The organism is Nitrosomonas sp. Nm84, from assembly GCF_003201565.1.
Classification (GTDB): domain Bacteria; phylum Pseudomonadota; class Gammaproteobacteria; order Burkholderiales; family Nitrosomonadaceae; genus Nitrosomonas.
This window is the reverse complement of the sequence record NZ_QJJP01000025.1, coordinates 19,085-41,371: the sequence shown is the minus strand read 5'-3', so window position 1 is coordinate 41,371 and position 22,287 is coordinate 19,085. Positions and strand designations below refer to the sequence as shown.

Genomic DNA, 22,287 nt, shown 5'->3' with positions numbered 1-22,287 from the left:
CCACCAATGACATCGTCGCCAATAAATTCACGTTCACCGGTGAAGGCGGAGCAACTTATACGTTGACCGATACGGCAAACGTCGAAATCACCTCCGGCACAGCTTTTACGCTGACATTGAGCGCGACCGACAAAGCCGCCATTAACCAGATCGTCAATAAAAACGGCACCAGCTCTACCGATGCCACCACCTATAATCTAGCCGCTGCTGAAGATTGGGCGGCAGGCGCCGATGCGGTTGTCAACGTGGTCGACGCCACCGGCAACGGCATCACTGTCTCCAACGTGGCAGTGCCAATAATTACCTCATCGACTTACAACGCCAGCACCGGCGCGTTGGTGGTAACCGGCAGCGATTTCCTGAAAGCCGGCGGCGCAGCCGACATCGTCGCCAATAAATTCACCTTCACCGGTGAAGGCGGAGCAACTTATACGTTGACCGATACGGCAGACGTCGAAATCACCTCCGGCACGGCTTTTACGCTGACATTGAGCGCGACCGACAGAGCCGCCATTAATCAGATCGTCAATAAAAACGGTACGTCATCAACAGGCACCACCACCTACAACCTGGCTGCCGCAGAAGATTGGGCGGCAGGCGCTGACGCTGCAGTCGTCGTCGCCGATCTCACCGGAAATGGCATCACCGCCTCCAACGTGGCTGCTTCATCGGGCGGTGGTGGCGGTACCCCTACCCCGCCACCCACCACGATTATTGATGGCGCCACTACCAGCACCACAACACAACCCGATGGCACAGTCATCACTACCGTTCTGCCAGTGAGCGCTAACCGCCAAGACGATCCGAACAGCTTATTCCGTCAATATGCAGATATCCCCGTTATCCGTAATTCAAATGGCGATTCCTTACTGACTGTCAGTTTGTCTGCCGGTGTGGGTTTGAATGTTGCCGGTAAATCACAGCTATTGAATTTACCAGCGGCTATCGATGATCTAACCCAGCGCATTCAACAAAAAACCGGTTCAGACAGTGCCTTAACTCAGGAAATCATCCATCGTGCCCAGGATTTCCTATCGACATTGGCCACAGATGAGCGTGTCACCGTACAGGCCATCACGCCATCGATCAGCAATGACCAGGCATCCGGTGCCCCCATTATTATTACCGGATCAAATATCAATGACGACGATAAACAAATCGTGATCATTGATGCCAGGAACCTTCCATCCAATACCGTCATTCAACTGGATAACGTTTCATTCGCATCCATTATCGGCGCTGTTCGGGTTGTCGGCGGTAACGGTGAAAACTTCGTTGTCGGCGATAATCAAAACCAGAATATCGTGCTGGGTACCGACGACGACATTTTGTTTGGTAGCGGCGGTAATGATACGGTCGGTAGCCTGGTCGGCAATGACCAGACTTCCGGCGATGCCGGCGATGATATTGTTTTCGGTGGCAGCGGCAATGACTTATTGAGTGGCGGTACCGGCAACGATCAACTCAATGGTGGTTTGGGTTTTGATAGCGCATTTCAAGAGGAACAATTATCGGATTATCAAGTTGAAGCGCATGATGGCGTAATCACGCTCACGCAAAGTAACGGTGAAGTCGATACATTAACCGATGTTGAGTTGATCCGTTTCGCCACCGGCCCCAGTTTGTCCATCGCTTATTCCAACGTTGAAGCGGTCGCACATCATCTGGTTAAAACCTGGCTGGGACGTGACCTGACAGCTATTGAAGGTGATGCCGTACAAAACTGGCAAGCAGCCACTACGGATGATATTTTAACTGCTTTCCACAACCTGTCCGAAGCAGCGGCATTCCAAGATAAAACCAGCGATGAATTGCTGTCCGGTCTGGAAACGGATCCCAATATTATCCGGCTCGATGTAACCCGCGAAGTCATTGCGGGCGCTGGTAACGATCAAGACTATTTACCGTTGGGATTGGCTTTAAATGCAGATGGTGGCGAAGGTTTTGATGTATTGCATATGTTGGGCAATCGTGACGATGTTCACCTTGAATTTGTCAATAATCGTCTGGAATTGACTCGCCTCAATGATGGCGCCATGCTGAGCCTCAAAAACGCTGAGATGATCGCTTTCGACAGCGGTGAAACAGTAGCAATTGCACATAATCAGACCGAAGACATTCTAGCGCGCCTGGTACATAGTTTCTTTGATCGGGATGCCACTCTGGAGGAATGGCAATTAGGGCGAGAAGCATTGGATGCTCAGGTAAGTCATCGCAGTATTCTGGATTGGTTTCAGCAGCATGCCGGTTTGGATGATTTGTCCAACGCGGATTATGTGCAAACGATTTATACCCAAACATTAGGTCGTACTGCGACAAATGATGAACTCGATCAACAGTCATCGCGTTTGGATAGCCATCAAGTGGATCGTGAATGGCTGGCGGTTGAAATCGCTCAAAGTACCGAAGCTGCCATGCATTTAGTAGGCAGTGTCATGCTACAAGATGGATGGGTATAGTTCTGCTGATCGAAAAATAGAGATGAAGGAATGGATGTTAGAATTTGCCATTCTCCCAATAAAAACCTGTAACAATAAAGGAATCACCGCGTGTCGTATTATCCAATCACATCCCTCTTACCAACCTTTCGGTTTATTTTTTATACTGTTTTTCTATGCATTCCCTCAATTTCTTATGCCGTATTCATTGACGCCAAAGAATTAGAACAGCAGTTGTCAAAGCCTGCCTCGCTCGCACTTAACAAAGCTGGGATTGCAAACTTACAACGATTTTATGCGGCTCGAAATTATCAATCGGTATGGATAAAAACAGAAGCCGACTTATCTTTGCTTGAAACAGCACTTACTTTCATTGCCAATGCAGACAATGAAGGATTGGATAGCCAGGATTATCAACTGCAACAATTACGGCAATTACAGCAGCAAGCCAAACAATCTCTACCGGCAGCCATCGAACTGGAGCTACGCACGACGCATGCGATAATGCGGCTAGCCAAGGATTTATCACGTGGCCGACTGTCGGCCGCCGCCGCTGACCCCGATTGGCATATCCGGCAACCCGATTTTGATGCGGTAGCGTTCTTGCAGGAGGCAGTCAAAACCGGGCTACTGCAGCAATCACTTGATGGTTTATTTCCCCAGAAACCCAGCTACCAATTACTCAAGCAGACACTGATCCGTTACCAAGCGCTGATCAGTCATCATCCGGAGTGGATTCATATTCCCAGTACCTCAACCATTCGTCCGGGGGATACGCATGCCGACATTCCACTGATCCGCCAACGAATTGCTCAAGCCTATGCGGTTGACGGCATGGCCGAATATCACATCACTGCAAAGGAAAGCGAGCATTACGATGACGAACTGGTCACTGCAATCAAGGCATTCCAGGTTCAGCATGGCTTGAACCCTGACGGCGCCATCGGGAAAAATACCGTACGCGCTTTCAATATCCCGCTTACCTGGAAAATACGCCAATTGCGCATCAATATGGAGCGCCTGCGCTGGCTTCCAAGAGATCTCGGCAAACGTTATGTGTTGGTTAACACGGCCGGCTTCCGGCTCACCGCCGCTGAACAAGGCAAACACATGCTCAATATGCGAATTATCGTTGGACTGGATTATCGTTCGACCCCTAGTTTTAATGGCGCGCTCTCGTACATGGTTTTGAATCCCTACTGGAATGTGCCTGCCAGTATCGCACTCAAGGATTTATTGCCGAAGCAACAGAAAAATCCATCTTTTTTTACTACCGGTGGATTCAAAGTTTACCCAAACCATAGCCGTGACGCCGAAGCACTTGATCCGCATACGATAGACTGGCATGCCATAAAAAAAGGATTTCCTTATGTATTGCGCCAGGACCCGGGAGCAGGTAATGCATTAGGCAGAATAAAGTTCATGTTTTCCAATGGCTTTGACATTTATCTGCACGACACACCATCCAAGTCACTGTTTCAAAAGGATATTCGTGCATTCAGTTCGGGCTGCATCCGCTTGGAAAAACCGCTGGAACTGGCTGCTTTCCTAATGGGCGGGCAAACGGTATCCGACAAATTTCTCGCCGACATGGACAGCGACAAGACCATGACCGTGCATTTACCTAAACAACTGCCCATTTACTTAGTGTATATTACGGCCTGGGCTGATGAGCAAGACCAGGTACATTTTTCACCCGATATTTACGGCCGGGATTTACGCGCATTGCAATATGCCGGTTGGTAGTGTTATTAACCAAAACAATAACAAAAATTTTCCGGAGAAAAAAATACGATGCTGATACCAAAATTTTTGAATCAAAATTTATCAGAAACAGAACTGGTGCATAGCCGCCGCCGTTTTCTAAAAGCAGGATTAGGCGCATGCACACTACTGACACTCCCCCTAGCAGCAACATCCGTACACGCAGCATTCAAAAGACCTTTCGAGAAAAAACTGAGTTTCCTTAACTTACACACCGGCGAGCGCACCCGCGCCACCTATTGGGCCAATGGCCGCTATATCCCCGAAGGCATGCGCGCAATCAATCACGTGCTGCGCGATCATCGTACCGGCGACCGCTATAAGATAGATCCTGAGCTATTCGATATTCTGCATTTGCTGCAACGCAAACTGGGCACCAATCAGGAATTTCACGTGATTTCCGCGTACCGCTCACCTGCCACCAATGCCAAATTAGCAGAGCAAAACGGCGGTGTTGCTAAAAACAGCATGCACACGCATGGGAGAGCCATCGATATCCGTTTGCCGAGTCGTAGACTTTCCGATCTGCGCACTGTTGCCATGTCCCTGCAAGCAGGTGGCGTGGGTTATTATCCGTCTTCTAATTTCATTCATCTGGATACCGGAGATTTTCGTTTTTGGGGCGGATAAATTTATTGCATTCCCCTAATCAATCAATTGGTGGCTTCATTGCATAGTGAAGTCGCCAACAACTACTTGATAAAGTAGTTATTTTCCCATCTTCCTTCTTGATCTGTATGTTATACAGGCAGATCGAATCAAGTCTACTCGATCAACGTTCTAACAGCATCGTCACCGGTTTTCTTTGCCTTTGCTTTGCTTGTTCTTCCATTTACAGTGTGCTTTAATTCCCAAACCCATGCCAATAGAAAGGAAAAACACCAACCTAAGATATTAAGCGGATGAAGATTAGTATTAACAATGGATTGGGTGGGGAAAAGCGGTGAACGACAACTATTTAGGAGTAAAAAAACATGAATAAGCCACTCGCGATTCAACGATGGAAACGCATGCTTGTTTGTACAGCAGCGCTGGCAATTCTATTTCCATTATCCGGCAAAGCTGATTCACTCATTGACGATAGCTGCGTCAATGTGACCAAACGCCCCCTGTCTGATTTCCTAAGCGCACAAGGAATCTTGAACGATCCACCCCAGTTTTTCCCGCCTGTAAAAGATTATTCTGGTTGGGCTGGTGGCGATGGAATTAATTTCGCTTTGGTTGATTACGCTGGGATAGCCGATAAACACATCCAAGCCCAAACAGGGCAATCTATCGGCACCAAAGTGCATGGCGTCGTGCTGGAGTGCGCACTCCCCAATGGCAAAGCTCAGGTTTCGGTTACACTGATTGCCACCAAAGCACTAGGATTTGCGCAATCCATTCAGGATCTTATTAACAATAATTTTGATTTTCTCAATACTCCCACAATTTTCGGCGCGAAAACTCAAGACGTGATCAGTGGCGCAAAACCTGCCACCGGATCGGTCAACCTTGCAACGACTTTCTCCATTCCGGCACCAGGTGCCAGTTTGCCTGACTTAATTGATGTCGTGTTTAATCCAGCATCATACGCACCGGTCAAAATAAGCTTTAAGTCAACAACTCGGGGAAAGTGTACTAATGGCAAAGCAAACGCTCTCTTAGAGGTGCACCAAGTTGGTGCTACAAATGAGAGCAATGCATTAGTTTTTCAGAAAGAAAACGTAGCCATTAATGGCAAAAAAGGTGGCGATTGCAGCAGCTAAAAATAAGAATCTTCCCCGATGGAGCAAATTAATCCTATTTTCGGAAGCATCTGCTCCATTCGAGTAAATAGACAAATCCAGTATTGAGATATAATCAAATAATTACATGCAATATTAAGAGTTCAATCCGTCATTACAGCCAACTTCATTTTTTTATAGATCTCAGCAAGTACGCGATTCTGTTCACCCTCAGACAGTAGATCGAGTGGTTTATCTGGAGAATTAGCACCTTGAAACTTAGCCAGCAGAGAATCCTCGAAAGTAGTTGAACTCACTGCAATCCAGAAAATCACACAACCGCGATTCTGGGCTGCCTCCAGTAGCTCCGGCAGTTCCTTTTCGCGAATGAAGGTGGAATTAAGGAAATTCTGCGTAACCAAGAACACGGCGACCCTCGCAGATTCCAAGGCAATGCGAATCTCGTTCAGCCAGTCTGATCCCGGTCGAATTTCTGTGTCATCCCAAATCCGAATCAATTCTTTGTCCTCAAGGGGTTGCAGAAACTGCTTGAGCTTCTCCAACCACAAAGCATCTTTATGGCTGTAGCTGATAAAAACGGGCTTAATAACTTGAATTTTTGGCGCAACGAAGTGTAGCAAATACAGTACCTTGCGTGCACTATCTAGTTCAAAGGTCACTTGTAAAGCCGGGGAAGGATGTAAATACAATCGAATGTTGCCATCGCGGCTAATCGCCCGCGTTCGACCTGGAAAAGCATCTGGATTAGCAGCCAAGATATCCAACACTTCGAATAACACTGTCTGCGCTTCAGGTGGGAGCTCATGCCGACTTGCCTTGCCTGTACTCGAGAATTGGATCGCGTATGGCTCGAGTGTCGATGCTTGATCAACCACCATTTACTCCTGTTGGTGTGCAAGCAGCATCTTCAATGGATGACCTCACTGCTGTAACTCGAATGATGCGATTTTCACGATTTATCACAAATTCAATTTCAACACGCCCACTTTCAGTCAAGCTTCGTAATATTGTTTCAACGCCTTGAGAAAGTGATCCTAAGGACGAGAAGGATTCTACATCTTCTGTACTTAGCTTTGCTTCCAAATCCTGCAACTCAATCCGATCTGCAATGCCCAACATTGAACGTTGTCGAGCAGCACCCTCCTCGAACATGATCGCATAATAGCCGCTAATACGAATGTCCGCGCTCTTGAGAATTGCGGTCTTGCGGGTTCTGGCTATCTGTACTGACTCGATCTTCGCAGCCTGTTCAATAAATTCGGCCGGTACTTCAACTTTTCCTGCCACACCAGCATGCTGCAGCATCTTCTCTAGCACAGATCTCAATTGCCCCGCGTTAGCCGCCAAGTCTATCTGTTCGCGCTGGTTACGCAGATATCTCGCGATGAATAGCATGATTGCCAACCAAACCGCCACGCCAACAGCAATCCTACCAGAATCAATAATCCCTAATGGGTGTAGTGCAGATTCAAGTTCAGACGCAAGATCAGGTCTAAGCGTGAGCGCTTTTACAGAGATTGAGACAGAAACGGCTCCTATTATCATGTACGCAATTATAAAAACCAGGAATCCACTTCGAAGGCGACTTAGCCACCGACTGCGTCTGCTCTCCTTCCACAACGACTTCGTTAACTCAGTAATTCCCAACAATTCTAGCTTCGCTCGCTCCCGGAATGTTTTGCAGATCAACGAAATGCTAAACAGTAGCGACGGCACGCCCACTAATGTGGACAGGAAAAGAGCCAATAGTGACAAAAGAAATAACAATCCAAGTACATTCTTGAACCAATCAGAAGGGGTGACAGTGGGGTCTACAATACTCTTATCAACAAAATTGAGAACAAATATCGAACCAAATAGCCAAATAAACGTAATAAGAAAATGCGCGATTGCCAAATCAGCACTAAGCATTAATCCCCAGTAGCTAATCCGCTCGCGACGGGTAAGGCTGAAGTCTTTCACCACATCCGAAAGCGCTTTAATCACTTTGTCCAGACTTTGCGAATCAAGATTGACAGTGCGCGGTGCACTATTCATCATGATAGAAAAGCATAACAATCATGGAAAGAAGAACGATTCACAGGCCAGACCAGCGTGCAGACTGGTAGAATCTGAATGAAGTGAAACATAGCGGAATTACTACTTTCAGCATGTGGCAAGATATAAGTGCTTTAATATACATATATAAGATAAAAGTACTGCAAATTAGATAGAGTGTCAAATAATCAATAATTCGCAAAACTAAATCTAATCAGCAGTACTTAATGGGGAATCCGACAATGAATAAAAGGTTTGAATACCCGCACAGCAAGTTGCTGCATACAATCAAATTCCATGATTTTCGCAACGCTATTAGTTCACTCCATACTGCTCTCGGTACCGCTGCACCGCCTGCAAATGCTGCACAAGCGCAACGTGATTCTGCAAATATTCCACCAGATCATCCAAATTAATAATCGAAGTCACCGAAAACCCATGCATCTGCTGCACTTCCTGCACCGCCGATAACTCTCCAGTCCCACGTTCCATACGATCCAGCGCAATCACCACACCCCCAGGTAACGCACCCGAGGCTTTAATCAGCTCAACCGACTCACGCACCGAAGTGCCCGCGGAAATCACGTCGTCGACAATCAGTACCCGTCCGGCAAGCGGCGCGCCGACCAATACGCCGCCTTCGCCATGATCTTTCGCTTCCTTGCGGTTAAAGCAGAACGGATAGTTATGTCCCATTTCAGCCAACGCGATAGCAATCGTACTGACCAGCGGAATGCCTTTGTACGCGGGGCCAAACAGCATGTCGAACGGAAGCTGGGCAGCGACAATCGCTTTGGCGTAAAATTGTCCGAGCTTACGCAGAGAATCGCCGTCGTTGAATAGGCCTGCGTTAAAGAAATAAGGCGACATGCGCCCCGCTTTGGTTTTAAATTCACCGAAGCACAACACGTTGCGTTCAATGGCGAACTGAATAAATGCCTGCCGGAAATCGGACATAAACTGGATTACCCTAAAAATAACGATATGCAAATTATAACGCTTAACCTGAATGGCATCCGCGCAGCCGCAAAAAAAGGCTTTTTTGAATGGTTGGCGGCACAACCGGCGGATATTGTGTGCGTGCAGGAACTCAAGGCGCAACTGCCCGATCTTTCCACGGAGATGCTATCACCGGATAGCTACCGGGGCTACTTTCATTGTGCAATGCAAAAAGGTTATAGCGGCGTCGGGATTTATTGCCGCAGTCAGCCGGACAACATCATCGAAGGCGTCGGAATCCCTGAAATCGATGCCGAAGGCCGTTTTATCCAGGTGGATTTCGGCAATTTGAGCATTATTTCACTCTATTTGCCGTCCGGATCCAGCGGCGAACACCGGCAAGTTGCGAAATTCTTCTTTATGGAAAAATTCTTTCCGATCCTGAAAACACTGATGGCCAACGGTCGCGAAATTATTTTGTGCGGCGATTGGAATATTGCACACAAGGAAATTGACCTGAAAAACTGGCGCTCCAACCAGAAAAATTCCGGTTTTCTGCCGGAAGAACGCACTTGGTTGTCGAATGTTTTTGATGACATTGGGTTTGTCGATGTATTCCGGCAGCTCAATTCCGAACCGGATCAATACACTTGGTGGTCCAATCGCGGACAAGCCTGGGCCAAGAACGTCGGTTGGCGCATCGATTATCAGATTGCCACACCCGCGATAGCGCAAAAAGCACGCAATACTTCCATTTACAAAACCGAGCGTTTCTCGGATCATGCACCGTTAATCATCGACTACGATCGTACCTTATGACATCCACCGAGTTTTCCAGTTGGTTGCAGGCAATGCGGGTTTATACGCATCCGCGCGTGCTGGGTATGCTGTCGCTAGGATTTTCCGCCGGTCTGCCGCTGCTGCTCATCATGGGCACCCTGTCGTTCTGGCTGCGCGAAGCCGGTATCGACCGCACCACCATTGGCCACCTGAGCTGGATCGGCTTGGCATACAGTTTTAAGTGGCTGTGGTCGCCGCTGGTCGATCGGCTCCCACTGCCGCTGCTGACCCGCCTCCTCGGTCGGCGCCGTGCCTGGCTGTTACTGTCGCAAATTGTCATCGCTGCCGCCTTGGTCGGCATGGCATTTACCGATCCCGTTGTCAGTCTGACGCAACTGGTATTTTTCGCACTCGCGGTTGCCTTTGCGTCCGCCACCCAGGATATTGCACTCGATGCGTATCGTATTGAAGCAGTCGCGGTCGAATTGCAGGGCGCCATGGCGGCGACGTATCAAGCGGGCTACCGCATCGCGATGATTCTGGCCTCGGCTGGTGTGTTGTGGATTGCAGCGACGATTGATGTTTCAACCACGTATGACCATGCGCCCTGGCGCTTCGCTTACCTGGTCATGGCCGCCAGCATGGCGGTCGGCATCATTACCACGCTGATCATCCGCGAACCGGATGTCCCCTACAGCCGGTTGATTTCAGACAACGAAACCATTGCGCAACAGGCGATTGCGCATTGGCATCTCCATCCCCGCATCAACGCCATGCTGGTGTGGCTGTACGGCGCATTAATCGCACCTTTCCGCGATTTCATCGTGCGTCACGGCAAACAAGCATTGCTGATCTTAGGTTTGATTGCCATCTATCGTATTTCCGATGTGGTGATGGGCGTGATGAGCAATCCGTTTTATGTGGATATGGGCTACAGCAAAGAGGAAGTCGCCACCATTTCGAAAGTATACGGTGTCATCATGACCATCGCCGGAGCAGCCATCGGTGGTCTGCTGACCGTCAAAATCGGCATCATGCGCACGCTGTTCCTGGGCGCCGTGTTATCGGCTGCCACCAATCTGCTGTTTGTCTGGCTGGCAGGCCGCGGCCATGATGTCAGCGCGTTGGTTTTCACCATCTCAGCCGACAATCTGTCGGCCGGCATTGCATCCAGCGCTTTCATTGCGTATTTGTCGGGCCTGACCAATTCCGCCTACTCGGCCACCCAGTATGCATTATTCAGTTCGGTGATGTTGTTGCTGCCCAAATTCATTGCCGGTTTCAGCGGGCAATTCGTCGATGCGTATGGTTATGAAAATTTCTTTATCGTCACGGCACTATTGGGTTTTCCGGTTCTGATATTGGTCTGGCTTGCCGGACAGGCCAAATTTGCAATATCTGAATCATCATCGCCATAATCCAACATGCAAACCACACCTCAAGACACCACGCCGCAAGCCGCCTACCACGCACTGATACAAGCCGGAGAGCTCAAACCGGATACCGATCAAGCCAATGCAGTCGCTGCATTAGAACGATTACACCGCGAACTGATTAGTTATCCGGTGATAACAAGCAAAAGTAGTGGTTTCCATTTCAGGTGGCCCGCCGGTTTATCGCGCTGGCTGGGTAGCAACAAGCCCGTCCCTCAAGGCATTTATCTGTACGGTGGCGTCGGACGCGGCAAGTCGATGTTGATGGATCTGTTTTATGCGGTTGCTCCGATCGCATCAAAGCGGCGCGTACATTTTCATGAATTCATGCTGGATATCCACGCCCGGCTTAAGGAATGGCATGATCTCTCAGTGCAAGAGCGCGCCCAGCATGGCGGACGTGCCGGTGACGATGATCCGATTCCATCGGTCGCACGGAAAATAGCCGGTGAGGCGACGTTGCTATGTTTCGACGAGTTACAGGTGACCGACATCGCCGATGCGATGGTGCTGACTCGACTATTCAATGAACTGTTTGCCCAAGGGGTGATCGTCGTCGCCACGTCCAACCGGCCACCGGATGATCTTTACAAGAACGGTTTAAACCGTCAGCGCTTTTTGCCTTTCATCGAACAAATCAAGGAGAAACTCGATATTATTGCGTTGGATGGCCCGGTTGATTATCGTTACAACCGCTTGAAAGGCGCACAAACCTATTACCACCCGATCAATGCCGAAACGACGACGCAATTGTCGGCCATCTTCTTCCGCCTGACCGACCGCCGGGTGGAAGACCGAGCCAAGGTTCCCAGCGAAGAACTCAATGTGCAGGGGCGCATATTGTTTGTACCCAAAGCAGCGCGCGGCGTTGCCGTGTTTTCGTTTAAGCGCCTGTGCGCAAATCCGCTGGGACCGGCAGACTATCTCGCGATTGCACGCACCTATCACACCATCATCATGGTGGCGATTCCAGAGTTCAATAAAGAAAACAACGACGCAGCCCGGCGTTTTATCACGCTCATCGACGCACTATATGAACACAACGTCAAGTTTCTGTGCTCAGCGGCTGTGCCACTGCAATCCCTGTACGCCAAAGCGGATGCCAGTTTTGAATTTGAACGCACGATTTCGCGTTTGATGGAAATGCAGTCGGAAAACTATCTGACCAGAGGTCATGGCAAAACTATTGCAAGCTAGCAGGCCGCCGAGAAACTATCGCATGCGCCGATAAATGGAACAATTGCAGCGATAAATGCTCTACGTAAGATCGGTGTCTGCTTCAAATTTAAAAGTCATATATTCAACTCCTCGGTAAACGATCTCCGATGCTTGTCTGCCAATCTGACTTCTGTTGTTCAACTACGAGCCCGTTTATTTTTTATTGAAGTGCGCGAGGAACGGCTTCGACTGAATCGACATTACTGTTTTCTCCGGCTTCGGTCATTACCATCACTGAGGCGGTTGTTCCCACACGCAGTTTGATCGTGTCGGGAACATCGAGAAGGCGAATGCGTACAGGTACTCGTTGGGCTAATCGAATCCACTCAAAGGTCGGACTGATGTCGGGTAAAAGTTTTTCTCCGACGCTACCGTCATGCTGAGCAATACCCCAAGCGATACTCTCAACTTCCCCTATTATGGGTATACCTGGATAAGTCATCAATGTAACAACAGCTTTGTTACCCGGTCGAATAGGGGCAATATAATTTTCCCGAAAAAAACCATGAACCCAAAAGCTATTGACATCAACCAGCGCCATAGCTGCGCGGTCAGCGACGGCCTGACTGCCCAATCTGAGGACTAGATTGGTCACATAACCGTCAACGGAAGCTCGAACCTGGGTAAACTCTAGATTTAATTCCGCTTCCCTTAATTTGGCCTGTGCAGAGCGCAATCGTGGATTCATCTCCCCATCCGCACCGAGATTAGCTCGATCTTTCGCCAAATCTGCATCCGCTTGCTTGGCTGCAACCTGTGCATCTAATAAATTAATCTTTGCTCTATCATATCTAGTCTGCGCCACGATGTAATCGGCCTGAGCAACTTCCAACTCTCTTTGGGACATGGCTTGGTCCGGAACCAATTTTTTTACGCGCTTGAACTGTGCATCAGCTTGCATTAATCGCGCTTTGACTTCACTAATCTCTAGCGATGCCTGTTTAACCTCGATAATTCTTTGCTCACGGACAGCTAGCGATGCCTCTACTTGCTTTTTTAAGGCTTCAATTTCATCTTGGGTTTTATCGAGTTCTGCACGTGCAAATTTTAAAGAAGCAACGAAGGTGCTTGGATCTATTTGAAAAAGAAGCTGTCCTGCTTTAACAAATTGATTATCGACAACCGCAAGCTCGACGATAGGCCCTGTAACTCTTGGCGTAACTTGAATAACTTGCGCATGCACTTGTCCATCTCGAGTCCAGGGATTGATAATATAGTGCCAATACTTGATCGCAAGCACGCTGACAGCAAGCAAAAATACGGTACTTGTGAGTATTAGTTTCTTCGATGTGTAGGCCATAAGTACTTTGTAGCTAATCTAATTGACACGATGTTCGATGCACGTTGTTGCCATATTTATTCTCATCGTTTATACCGGAACGAATAGCGTTCCAATCAATCCAGTGTAGATGATAGCCAGCGCAACAAAGACGAGTGGTGGATAATAGAAGAACCGCGACAACCGTAGGCGGTTGAGAAGCGCCACTGTCAACATAGTAACTAGTACGCCAAGAATACTTGCAATGAGCATGGGTGGTAAATAAACGCCACCAATAGCAATTTCGTGTGGGAGATATTCCATTTGTCCACTTAACCTTCTTTTACAACAATCAATATAGCTAACTGTGTTTTCAGATAATCCTTTATGATTTTAAATGCAATTAATCATTGAATTAATCTAGAACCTGGCTTCTTGCCATTGCTCAAAGTCAAATTCTTCTGCAAGACGTGCATGCCCGATAACAGCCTCTACCAGACTCCGGTAAATACCGATAAGTCGATGAAAATATTCACTACTATTATCACTATATTCTTCTTCAGGGGATAGACTCATTATTTCTCTAAACCGGGTTTCTATATTATCCAGCTTCGTTGCCAAATACATCTGAAAACTTTTTTCAAATGTAATAACAGTTGGATTTTCAAACCAGCAGTGGAATTGCTCGCTCAGCTTTAAACATAAATCTTGTAAATCGCTACTTAAGTGACTGACTAGCAGTTTGTCTTGTGGATACTCTTTTTCATCCATCAGTGTTTTGATTCGATATACAATATCTTGCAAATTCATCACGAGCGCTTGCACTTGTTCGTGTTTGTTACTGGGAAATGCTTGATAGTCGATATGCTCCCCATACTTCACCAGCTTCTCGGGCAGAAACAGTAAGTCGCTATAATAATAGTTAGCTTTCCAGCATTTCTCGAAATTTTGCCCGTGTCCTTTGTTAAGCGTTAACTCTGATAGCAAAAAGCTGCAACATCGATAAAACCGAGTAAGTAAGTGTAAAAACGCCTTCTCAGGCCGAGACGATGCGAAGAGATAATCCATAACGATATTAATGGCGACTGCCAACATTAACATCATTGCACCGTTAGCAAATGCAGCAAAATCGTAGGTCTGTTGATTCTCAGGAAACGTAAGCGTAATAAATGGAAGCATGGCACCCAACCGCGACATACTCTGCTGTGGTAATGAAAACAGATAATTGGCAGTGAAGGTCACAATAAAAATAAATATACCCAATTCCATATAACCAGACAAACTAGGCATAACAAATACATACAATATTCCTGCTACGATAGAGCCGATGGCAAATGACAATAGCAATTCTCTATTACTATTTCCAGTCATCAAAGCGCTTTGACCAAAGATAACAGCGAGATACAGGAAACTTTCGTGTCCCGGTGGATCAACATAGATCCCAATGAGAAAACATACCCATAGAAGCATCACCATTCGCACTGCACCCATCAAGCGATCAGGATCGATAGTCGACATAATATGTGCAGCTTCCTGCACAGGAGACGACGAAACTAGTGAATAATTCTCGCTAAACCTCAGAACACATTCGAATAATGACTGGTTAAGAGCCTGCAAACGCTCTAATTCTGATTTGACCAATATTACCGCTGCACGTTGAAAGGGGAGTAGAGCTTGAATTTTGTCTTTATCAATAGTCAAATCGAATGGAGATGGCAATTGGTTCGGTATCTCTCCATCCAGCAAGCATTCGATCTCTTTAAATTGTAAATCCAGTCTTGATAAAAAAGACTCAAGGTTTGGAATTAGCTCAGGTAAATCGAGTGATTGGGTTCCAGAAAAACTTTGACGCCACATTTCACGAGCTTCCCTCAAAGATTCCGACAAATGAAGAAAGTGCTGCCATTGATATCGTTGCGCAAAAACCAGATTGCTATCGGCCTTTCCTGCCCCAAAGTCCCGCTCAACCTTGGCCAGCAAAATCGATTCTTCCCTTTTCAGGGACTGAGTTTCCTCGCCAATACCATGCATCATTAAATCACAGTACGCTCGATAAAGCCTGCTTTGAGTTACCAGCAATTTTCGGCTTGATTCTTTCAGATCGTCCAGACTATGTCGTGGCCAAAGAAACACGACTATCAATGTATAAACCAGGATTCCGGTTACATTTTCCTCGAGCCGCGCCATAGCAATCTGGAAAGCCTCTTTTGGTGACCCCCCTGCTCCAATGATAACTGTCATGGTGACAAAGCTTGTAACATGCCAGAAATATTGATTCTTTTTGCCCGCAATCATGTAAGCGCAAACACCAAGATGCAAAGAGTAACACATCACAAGCAACCAGCGATCCTGGGGAAAAAGACCAAAATAAACCAATCCGGCAATGACTCCCAGCACAGTGCCTGCGATTCGCATAATACTTTTATTCAATGACTGTCCCATCGTAGTAGTCATGCCGAGCATTAGCACCGCTAAACCACTCCATTCCGGTTTTTCCCAGTCGAAATAAAAGGCGATTGCAAACGCGATCACCATGGCCAAACCAGTCTTAATCGCTTCTTTAATGCGCCTCGATAAAGGAATCATAAAATCAGTAGTGAAGTTGTTTCATTTTGAGGGATAATTTTTTCACCAAACCGAGAAAGCCCCGATCCGTGAGGAAGAATTATTGTTAGACTTCAGTACACCTCTTATATTCAAGCCGACCAAGATTACTTGCACTGACGCTAGTGCCCAAGCAACACTGGGTATAGGCCATATCAACCATAATAGGTTACAAGTAGAAATAAACCAATCCGATCACCTTTTCTCTCGGCTACGACACACCACGCCGCGGCGATAGCAACTATCATTGCTGACCATTCAACATATTTATCAAATCTTCTGTTGAATACATTACTGAAGCATTATATAGTTTATCGTCGCTCCACTAGACGCTCCTTCACAATTTGGTACTGACCTTTTTAAGGCTAACGGGCGAAATTTCTATTATCAATTCAGATCGATAAGCAGGTCGGCCTATTCCACTTATTGTGTAAATTGTAAGTAGTTTCTGTTGTTCCATGATTAGTTCATTGAATGTGTTTCGTGTCTCCGAAATGTTGTTAACTGAGATGTAACAATAACTCTAATGTTACCTGCGTTCGCTACCGAACCGACTGTATTGAGTGATACGTATATTGTTGCTCATGGGGTGTAGAAGACATCATACACGCTCCATTATCCGGATCTAGTGATCACAACAATGATTGAAAGTCCTTTATCAATTGCATTTCTTGATGTTCTGCCATCGTTAATCGATCAAATATCATTAACCCATGAACCATAAATAACTTATGGTTTAAATAGAAACCAAGAGGTATTACTATGAAAAATGTCGACACAGTTGTAGATACAGTAACTGATTTTACAAACGAAGCCGTTGAAAAGGCCAGCAAAGCAACCAGCAAAGCCGTTGATAAGGCTAGCAAAGCCACTCAACAGGTTGCTGATACGGTAAGCGAGAAAGGAGATCAATTGAAGCATGTCGAGCAGCGATTGATGAAAGAAGCCACCGATTATGTTCGAGAAAATCCAGTAACGTCGGTAGGTATCGCGATAGGTGTGGGGTTTCTATTAAGCAAATGGTTTAACAATCGCTAAACCATTAAATCTCATGAATCTGTAAGTCTTGAATAACACACGATTCAGATAAACGATAAGAGGAACATCACATGGAAACTGTAAACAAAGCATCTCATTTAGCACATGAAGCTATCGATAAAGCTACTCATGCCACCCATCAGGTCGCAGATAAAATTGTTGATAAAGGAGATGAATTGAATGATCTCGCGCATGAAGCGGTTAATAAGGCCACCCAGGTAACTAATCAAGCCGCTGATAAAATTGTTGATAAAGGAGATCAACTAAGACATGCTGAGCAGCGACTGATGAAGGAATGTACCATTTATATTCGCAAAAACCCAATCACATCGGTAAGTATTGCGGTAGGAGTGGGTTTTCTTCTGAGCAGGTTATTGAAATAATCGCGAAATAAGATGGATTCAAATGCGATAAAAAATGAGGTACCTGAGCAAGCTGCGGCGGATGGTCATTCTAAAAATGAGTCCAGCGTAACGGATGATGTACAGTCGTTATGGGATGAATTGCGTGAATTGAGTCACGCGCACTTCCGGCTCGCGGCACTCGAAGCACAACAGGCGGGCAATAGTTTAGTGGTCATTATTGTAGCCGGTATAATGATCGTCGTTTTGCTGAGTGTCGCGTGGCTAGGATTCCTAGCGGCTGTCATATTGGCGCTGGACCGATATGAGATCCTGACAGATCACATCCTGTTAATACTGCTAACCGTCGTTTTAAATCTACTGCTTGCTCTGGTTCTATGGGGCGTGATAAGAAGCAAAGGCTATTATTTGCGATTCCCAGCAACCTTTCGCACGCTTCGATCCATGTCGTCTGCACCCAGAAACAGCGAGGAATCCTGATGACAGATACTATTCTGAACGGAAACGAAACGAAATCTTTAGCAACACAAATCAAGGATGCGGAATTGCAAGCGTTGCAACGTCAACGTATGGTTATTATCCGTGCTGATACCCTTATTCAGAAAACACAACAGCAAATGACTGCTCCGGCAAGTTTGCTATTAGCAGGCGGTATCGGATTTGTCCTCGGTGAACTGACTAAGAGAAAGTCTTTCAAACCGAATGACGCTAGCGAAAAACCTCAAGCTGCAGAAACTACAGACATTACTAAGACCTTAATGAGTGCGCTAAACCAACTGGCCACGATCAATGCGTTATATACAACATTTCGCGATTCCATGAAACAAACGGAATCATAGTAAGCATTATCAATGTTTGTTGCCATAGTCATTCATTCGACCTTTAGCAAATGCAATCTGTTGCAGCACTATTGCTGACAGTGCCATGGATGAAGTATTGGATACCCGATTATTATCGGGAAGTGATAGCAACTGAAAGGAAATTAGTATGCACAGATTCGAAGAGAAGACTTTCCTGTTGCTTCTCGTTACAGCTTCGTTGGCCTTCGCTTGGATATTATGGCCATTTTTCGGTGCGATTCTTTGGGGAACAGTGATGGCCATTGTGTTTGCGCCGCTGTTTCGGCGATTATCAGGGCCAATGCAACAAAGCCCAAGTGCCGCTGCGCTTACTACAATCCTAATTATCATTGTATTAGTAATTCTGCCATTGACGGTGATTGCCACGTCTTTAATGCAGGAGGCTGCCAGCCTGTATGACATGATTCATTCCAACAAACTGGATTTTGGTCTCTACTTTCATCAGGTCTGGGATGCTTTACCCGCTTCGATTCAAAATATGATGGCGCAATTGGGACTAACGAACCTTGGTGCGGTGCAGGAAAAACTGACCGCCGGTCTTCGACAGGGTAGCCAGTTTCTGGCGACACAGATCCTCAACATCGGTCAATTCACATTTCACTTCGTCGTCAATTTTTGTATCATGTTATATCTGCTGTTCTTTTTTCTGCGAGATGGGAATGCATTGTTCAACAATATCAAGAAGGCAGTCCCATTGCATGCCGAGCAGCAGCGCGCACTCTTTGCCAAGTTCACCACGGCCGTTCGTGCCACGGTTAAAGGCGGTATTTTGGTGGCTGTACTGCAAGGCATGCTCGGCGGCTTGATTTTCTGGTTTCTGGGAATTCACGCACCGCTGCTATGGGGCGTGATAATGGCCTTTCTTTCACTACTGCCTGCAATCGGAGCCAGTCTGGTCTGGCTACCCGTGGCGATTTATCTACTGGCGACTGGTGCCATATGGCAGGGCTTGGTTTTGATCACCTTCGGCGCTCTCGTAATGGGAATGGCAGATAATTTCTTGCGCCCTGCTTTAGTAGGCAAGGATACCAAGTTGCCTAACTATGTTGTGCTAATCTCTACACTCGGTGGCCTTCAGATGTTTGGACTCAACGGCCTTGTCATCGGCCCGGCCATCGCAGCCATGTTTATGGTTGTCTGGGAAATATTTGCAGCGTCAAGGCAGGAGCATCGTAATGACACCAGCAGTCCCTAAACATTTCCACTGAAGTGTCTCATCAAAAATGAAGCCCATTGACTCATGGTATAGCCCAGCTCGCCACTCAATAGGTTGGTTACACCATCATTCCATCTTCATCCCCATTTCATATCTTCATGTTATGAAACTTTGGACTCCACGAAAAAAATCTGAACTGAAGGCGCTTCAGGTAGTACCATGTATTTTGCAAAGGGCTCAAATTATACTCATCTGGGGGGAATGAACTCAGTTCAAGAGCATACAAGAAAGCCAATTGATTGATTCTAAATTGCTAACCCTTAAAGACTATATCGGAGTGTGTATGTTAATCAACAAGGTGCTTGTACTTTCATTATTTTTTATTTGTTCCTTGAATTTAACTGTTTATGCTCAGGAAATTCCTTCTCCTCAACAAGCTTTACAAAATTTCAATATCAGCCCTGCTCAAATAAAGCAGCTTGAGCAAGGCAAAATCGTTAGTTACGAAGTTAATGAAGCAAGCAAAAAAGAACTTGGAATTGGTCTAGCAATGCTAATACCGGTAGCACTAACCAAAATAGCTGATTACATTAAGTTAGGTAATCTAACTTACACTGAAAGTGGCCTCATAGCCAGTGGCCCGCTGTCAGAAAATGCTGATCTTCGCAGTTTTGAGCAATTCGGATTTAGCAACGAACAGCTTGGCGAAGCTAAGAGCTTTCTAAACGCCAAACCAGGAGATTCATTTAACCTTTCAAAGCATGAATTTGAGAGGTTAAAATCATTCAAAATTGATCTGCAAGGCGCGGATAATAAAACTCTTTTAAAAGCCGCCAATGAAATATATCGGGAATTTCTGTTGCAACGGTTTATAGCTTATAGAAAAAGGGGGTTAGCAGGAATTGCAGCTTATGATCGACAAAGGAGCAGTACCGACCCTGGTGCTGAACTTCGCATTGCCGCAATCAATAGTAAGGCGTTGGCGCAATACTTCCCTGAATTGCAGCAAGCCTGGCTGAACTACCCAACCACATTGCCTCCAAAAATAAATGAACAATTTCTGTGGTTGAATCGTCACGTCGAAGGTCGACCTACCGCGATTCTGATCCATCGACTAATAGCAATAAGTGAGAAAGGTGGCATTGTTCTGTCGCGGCAATTTTATGTGGGACACTCCTACAACTCCAGCCATATAGCAATGAGCGGCCTGCCCTATAAGAACGGTACCCTGGTGTTTTATTCCATTCGCAGTTCTACCGATCAGGTTGATGGCATGGGCAGTAGCCTGAAGCACTCGATAGGTCGAGAGCAAATGAGAAAAGAAATGATCAAACGCCTTCAACGGATAAATAAAGACTTGAAGCTCAAAGTGGCGCCAATTGCCAGTGAAAATTAATTAAAAATAGATCCTAGGAAATTAAAGCGGGTTTAGCCGTAATATGCTATATCCAGTGCCCTATAAAAAGCCCGCCTTTTGTATACTATACGGAAGCTAAAAGTTTTCCAAACAGAAAATCATCTTCGTCTTACAGCACCTTCATTCTCCATTTCGTAAAGTAACCAGCCAAATCCGATCAGGAAAGCATCTTGATTGATCAGACTAGCACCAACACTTCCATTCCTGTGTGAAAACTCACCGAGAATTTTGACTGCATAACCAATAATGCACTCACCAATGATTCTGTGGTTAATAACCAATTTAGGGGTGGGTAAGCATGTTAAGCAATGTATACACTATTCGGCCATGGCTATTGGTCATCACCCTCATATCCGGTATCACGCTACTGTCTCAACATGTGCTCGCAGAAGACGATCTTGATGATGACGATCCGCCGCCGGACTATGTACTCAGGGGAGATGGTAAATGCACAGTGTGCCATGATGAAAATAGTGACAGGCCAATACTTGGCATTGGAAAAACCAAACATGGCACGGTTGCGGATCATCGCACTCCCACATGCACCAGCTGTCATGGCGAAGGCAATAATCATGTCGATTCCCCTGACAAAGCACTCATGCCTGAGCGGACTTTCGGAAAGAATTCACGCAACCCCGTTGAGGAACGCAATGCAGCTTGCTTAGCATGCCACCAAGGCGGCAAGCGCATGCACTGGGCTGGCAGCTTGCATGCCAATCGCGATACGGCTTGCACGGCTTGCCACCAAATACATACCGAGCAAGACAAAGTACGCAACCGTATCACCCAGGCAGAAGTGTGCTTTAACTGCCACAAAGAGTTGCGCACACTGATTAACCGCCCTTCCCGCCATCCCATCCGTGAAGGCAAGGTGATTTGTTCCGATTGCCACAACCCGCACGGTTCTGCCGGACCCAGCAACATGGTGCGTGACAATGTCAATGACACCTGTTTCACCTGCCATATGGAAAAACGCGGGCCATTTGTTTATAACCATCCGCCCGCACAAGAAAATTGCGCCATTTGCCACAATCCGCATGGCACCACTGCGCCCAATCTGCTGAGATCACGTTCGCCATTTTTGTGTCAAGAGTGCCATGAACCCAATACCCATCAGGGCAGCTCCGGAACATTGACGGGGTCATACGCCAGAAATACCTTGGCCAGGGGTTGCCTCAATTGCCATACCCAAGTTCATGGCAGCAACAATCATGAAAATGTACGCAATGAAAGTATGTTTCAACGCTGATTGAAGG

20 protein-coding genes are annotated in these 22,287 nt (G+C 46.6%); 14 read left to right on the top strand and 6 right to left on the bottom strand.

Features of this window, described 5'->3' with window-relative positions; genetic code table 11:
* From C8R34_RS12220 to C8R34_RS12205, 4 genes are all read left to right on the top strand, one after another.
* Positions 1–2,459: DUF4214 domain-containing protein (locus C8R34_RS12220; protein ID WP_146207587.1), on the top strand; the 2,459-nt coding region annotated here is incomplete at its 5' end.
* A gap of 90 nt (positions 2,460–2,549) precedes the next feature.
* Positions 2,550–4,184: a murein L,D-transpeptidase gene (locus C8R34_RS12215; RefSeq protein WP_110341081.1), complete on the top strand. Its 1,635-nt coding sequence runs from the start codon at positions 2,550–2,552 to the stop codon at positions 4,182–4,184.
* 48 nt (positions 4,185–4,232) lie between these two features.
* A complete protein-coding gene (locus tag C8R34_RS12210; protein ID WP_258364489.1) occupies positions 4,233–4,832 on the top strand; it encodes a DUF882 domain-containing protein in 600 nt (199 codons plus the stop codon).
* Between the two features lie 344 nt (positions 4,833–5,176).
* Positions 5,177–5,950: a hypothetical protein gene (locus C8R34_RS12205; protein ID WP_110341079.1), complete on the top strand. Its 774-nt coding sequence runs from the start codon at positions 5,177–5,179 to the stop codon at positions 5,948–5,950.
* A 122-nt stretch (positions 5,951–6,072) separates the two neighbouring features.
* Here the strand turns inward: C8R34_RS12205 and C8R34_RS12200 are convergent, their stop codons facing one another.
* The 3 genes from C8R34_RS12200 to pyrE form a co-directional block, all read right to left on the bottom strand.
* Complete coding sequence (locus tag C8R34_RS12200) at positions 6,073–6,807, bottom strand: toll/interleukin-1 receptor domain-containing protein (RefSeq protein ID WP_110341077.1); 735 nt, start codon at positions 6,805–6,807, stop codon at positions 6,073–6,075.
* Entirely contained in the window at positions 6,797–7,969 is a 1,173-nt protein-coding gene (locus C8R34_RS12195; protein ID WP_110341075.1) for a hypothetical protein, read from the bottom strand. Before C8R34_RS12195 ends, C8R34_RS12200 begins: the two co-directional genes overlap by 11 nt.
* 312 nt (positions 7,970–8,281) lie before the next feature.
* The gene (pyrE, locus tag C8R34_RS12190) at positions 8,282–8,923 is read right to left on the bottom strand and encodes an orotate phosphoribosyltransferase (RefSeq protein ID WP_110341073.1); all 642 of its coding nucleotides are present in this window, start codon (positions 8,921–8,923) and stop codon (positions 8,282–8,284) included.
* A 27-nt stretch (positions 8,924–8,950) separates the two neighbouring features.
* Between pyrE and C8R34_RS12185 the strand changes: the two genes are divergently transcribed.
* From C8R34_RS12185 to zapE, 3 genes are read left to right on the top strand one after another with little or no spacing between them, the layout of a single operon-like run.
* Positions 8,951–9,724 carry an exodeoxyribonuclease III gene (locus C8R34_RS12185; RefSeq protein WP_110341071.1) on the top strand — a complete coding sequence of 258 codons (774 nt, stop codon included), beginning with the start codon at positions 8,951–8,953 and terminating at the stop codon, positions 9,722–9,724.
* Positions 9,721–11,103 (top strand): MFS transporter, encoded by a 1,383-nt coding sequence (locus C8R34_RS12180; protein WP_110341069.1) that lies wholly within the window; start codon positions 9,721–9,723, stop codon positions 11,101–11,103. The genes C8R34_RS12185 and C8R34_RS12180 overlap by 4 nt, the downstream gene beginning before the upstream one ends.
* A 6-nt stretch (positions 11,104–11,109) precedes the next feature.
* Positions 11,110–12,315: a cell division protein ZapE gene (zapE, locus tag C8R34_RS12175; protein ID WP_110341067.1), complete on the top strand. Its 1,206-nt coding sequence runs from the start codon at positions 11,110–11,112 to the stop codon at positions 12,313–12,315.
* A gap of 181 nt (positions 12,316–12,496) precedes the next feature.
* Here the strand turns inward: zapE and C8R34_RS12170 are convergent, their stop codons facing one another.
* From C8R34_RS12170 to C8R34_RS12160, 3 genes are all read right to left on the bottom strand, one after another.
* Positions 12,497–13,636, bottom strand: coding sequence for an HlyD family secretion protein (locus C8R34_RS12170; RefSeq protein WP_110341065.1), 1,140 nt, complete (start codon positions 13,634–13,636; stop codon positions 12,497–12,499).
* A 69-nt stretch (positions 13,637–13,705) separates the two neighbouring features.
* Entirely contained in the window at positions 13,706–13,918 is a 213-nt protein-coding gene (locus C8R34_RS12165; RefSeq protein WP_110341063.1) for a DUF1656 domain-containing protein, read from the bottom strand.
* A gap of 96 nt (positions 13,919–14,014) precedes the next feature.
* Positions 14,015–16,180, bottom strand: a complete 2,166-nt coding sequence (locus tag C8R34_RS12160) for an FUSC family protein (RefSeq protein WP_110341061.1) — start codon at positions 16,178–16,180, stop codon at positions 14,015–14,017.
* Between the two features lie 780 nt (positions 16,181–16,960).
* On the opposite strand from C8R34_RS12160, the gene C8R34_RS12155 reads away from it, so the two are divergent.
* From C8R34_RS12155 to C8R34_RS12125, 7 genes are all read left to right on the top strand, one after another.
* The gene (locus tag C8R34_RS12155) at positions 16,961–17,236 is read left to right on the top strand and encodes a YqjD family protein (RefSeq protein ID WP_110341059.1); all 276 of its coding nucleotides are present in this window, start codon (positions 16,961–16,963) and stop codon (positions 17,234–17,236) included.
* Positions 17,237–17,307: 71 nt separating this feature from the next.
* Positions 17,308–17,619, top strand: a complete 312-nt coding sequence (locus tag C8R34_RS12150) for a hypothetical protein (protein ID WP_258364488.1) — start codon at positions 17,308–17,310, stop codon at positions 17,617–17,619.
* Between the two features lie 12 nt (positions 17,620–17,631).
* Positions 17,632–18,078: a phage holin family protein gene (locus tag C8R34_RS12145; protein WP_110341057.1), complete on the top strand. Its 447-nt coding sequence runs from the start codon at positions 17,632–17,634 to the stop codon at positions 18,076–18,078.
* On the top strand, positions 18,078–18,437 hold the full coding sequence (locus tag C8R34_RS12140) for a hypothetical protein (protein ID WP_110341055.1): 360 nt from the start codon (positions 18,078–18,080) through the stop codon (positions 18,435–18,437). The genes C8R34_RS12145 and C8R34_RS12140 overlap by 1 nt, the downstream gene beginning before the upstream one ends.
* Positions 18,438–18,585: 148 nt before the next feature.
* A complete protein-coding gene (locus tag C8R34_RS12135) occupies positions 18,586–19,653 on the top strand; it encodes an AI-2E family transporter (protein WP_110341053.1) in 1,068 nt (355 codons plus the stop codon).
* Positions 19,654–19,909: 256 nt separating this feature from the next.
* The gene (locus tag C8R34_RS12130; protein ID WP_258364487.1) at positions 19,910–21,010 is read left to right on the top strand and encodes a hypothetical protein; all 1,101 of its coding nucleotides are present in this window, start codon (positions 19,910–19,912) and stop codon (positions 21,008–21,010) included.
* Positions 21,011–21,329: 319 nt separating this feature from the next.
* A complete protein-coding gene (locus tag C8R34_RS12125) occupies positions 21,330–22,280 on the top strand; it encodes a DmsE family decaheme c-type cytochrome (RefSeq protein ID WP_165872570.1) in 951 nt (316 codons plus the stop codon).
* Positions 22,281–22,287 lie beyond the last annotated feature (7 nt).

Coding starts and splice junctions, on each gene's coding strand:
- C8R34_RS12210 (WP_258364489.1), top strand. CDS start 4,233: ATGCTGATACCAAAATTTTTGAATCAAAATTTATCAGAAACAGAACTG.
- C8R34_RS12205 (WP_110341079.1), top strand. CDS start 5,177: ATGAATAAGCCACTCGCGATTCAACGATGGAAACGCATGCTTGTTTGT.
- C8R34_RS12200 (WP_110341077.1), bottom strand. CDS start 6,807: ATGGTGGTTGATCAAGCATCGACACTCGAGCCATACGCGATCCAATTC.
- C8R34_RS12195 (WP_110341075.1), bottom strand. CDS start 7,969: ATGATGAATAGTGCACCGCGCACTGTCAATCTTGATTCGCAAAGTCTG.
- pyrE (WP_110341073.1), bottom strand. CDS start 8,923: ATGTCCGATTTCCGGCAGGCATTTATTCAGTTCGCCATTGAACGCAAC.
- C8R34_RS12185 (WP_110341071.1), top strand. CDS start 8,951: ATGCAAATTATAACGCTTAACCTGAATGGCATCCGCGCAGCCGCAAAA.
- C8R34_RS12180 (WP_110341069.1), top strand. CDS start 9,721: ATGACATCCACCGAGTTTTCCAGTTGGTTGCAGGCAATGCGGGTTTAT.
- zapE (WP_110341067.1), top strand. CDS start 11,110: ATGCAAACCACACCTCAAGACACCACGCCGCAAGCCGCCTACCACGCA.
- C8R34_RS12170 (WP_110341065.1), bottom strand. CDS start 13,636: ATGGCCTACACATCGAAGAAACTAATACTCACAAGTACCGTATTTTTG.
- C8R34_RS12165 (WP_110341063.1), bottom strand. CDS start 13,918: ATGGAATATCTCCCACACGAAATTGCTATTGGTGGCGTTTATTTACCA.
- C8R34_RS12160 (WP_110341061.1), bottom strand. CDS start 16,180: ATGATTCCTTTATCGAGGCGCATTAAAGAAGCGATTAAGACTGGTTTG.
- C8R34_RS12155 (WP_110341059.1), top strand. CDS start 16,961: ATGAAAAATGTCGACACAGTTGTAGATACAGTAACTGATTTTACAAAC.
- C8R34_RS12150 (WP_258364488.1), top strand. CDS start 17,308: ATGGAAACTGTAAACAAAGCATCTCATTTAGCACATGAAGCTATCGAT.
- C8R34_RS12145 (WP_110341057.1), top strand. CDS start 17,632: ATGGATTCAAATGCGATAAAAAATGAGGTACCTGAGCAAGCTGCGGCG.
- C8R34_RS12140 (WP_110341055.1), top strand. CDS start 18,078: ATGACAGATACTATTCTGAACGGAAACGAAACGAAATCTTTAGCAACA.
- C8R34_RS12135 (WP_110341053.1), top strand. CDS start 18,586: ATGCACAGATTCGAAGAGAAGACTTTCCTGTTGCTTCTCGTTACAGCT.
- C8R34_RS12125 (WP_165872570.1), top strand. CDS start 21,330: ATGTTAAGCAATGTATACACTATTCGGCCATGGCTATTGGTCATCACC.